The following is an 894-nucleotide window of genomic DNA, read 5'->3' as shown; positions in this document are numbered from 1 at the left end:
CTAGGGCGTGTTGATCAAGAGGTTCAGGCTCAGGATCGGCGAGTCTCGATGGTGTGACGCGTCAGGAGATCTCGGATGAGGTGTGGGCTGTTCTGGAGCCGCTGATGCCGGTGCCGGTCGGCAGGTCGCGGCCGTGGACGGATCATCGTCTCGCGGTCGAGGGCATGGCCTGGAAGTACCGCACGGGGGCGCCCTGGCGGGATGTGCCGGAGCGGTTCGGGAAGTGGAACTCGATCTACAAGCGGTTCGCGCGCTGGGCCGAGGACGGCACCTGGGAGAAGCTGCTCGCCGAGGTGCAGAAGCAGTCGGACGCGGCGGGCAAGCTCGACTGGGTGGTGTCGATCGACTCGACGATCGCGCGCGTGCACCAGCACGGCGCGACCCTCAGCCGCGACACAGGGGGCTGTGTCGAATCACAAGAATCCGCGGGAAGAGCCGCCTGATCACGGGATCGGCCGCTCCCGTGGCGGGTTGACGAGCAAGGTGCATCTCGTCTGCGACGGGCGTGGACGTCCGCTGAGCTGGGTGATCACCGGCGCGAACATCAACGACACCACGATGATGACCGCCACACTCGAGCAGATCCACGTCCCTCGAGCTGTCGGCCGTCCGAGGCGGCGCCCGGATCGGGTGCTCGCCGACAAGGGCTACCCGTCGAAGAAGAACAGGGCGTGGCTGCGGGAGCGGAAGATCGCCGCGACGATCCCGGAACGCGACGACCAGATCGCGCACCGCCGCAGGAAGCCTGGCCGGCCCATCGACTTCGGGGAAGCCCAGCAGGAGCGCTACAAGGGACGCAACGTCGTCGAGCGCTGCTTCAACAAACTCAAGCAATGGCGCGGCATCGCGATGCGCTCAGACAAGACAGCCCGCTCCTACCGCGCCGCGATAGCC

Annotated in this window: 1 protein-coding gene; it reads left to right on the top strand. The window is 67.0% G+C overall.

Going from position 1 to position 894, the window contains the following annotated elements:
• Window positions 1-53 precede the first annotated feature (53 nt).
• A protein-coding gene (locus ACRVYW_RS14055) for an IS5 family transposase (protein WP_431805358.1) occupies window positions 54-894 on the top strand; the annotation gives its coding sequence in 2 pieces (ribosomal slippage) (window positions 54-439 and window positions 438-894; 843 coding nt annotated over the 2 pieces). This gene is flagged as partial in the annotation.

The organism is Microbacterium sp. bgisy203 (assembly GCF_965345155.1).
In the GTDB taxonomy this organism is placed as follows: Bacteria; Actinomycetota; Actinomycetes; order Actinomycetales; family Microbacteriaceae; genus Microbacterium.
The sequence above is the reverse complement of the archived record's forward strand: the minus strand, read 5'-3'. Positions and strand labels throughout refer to the sequence as shown.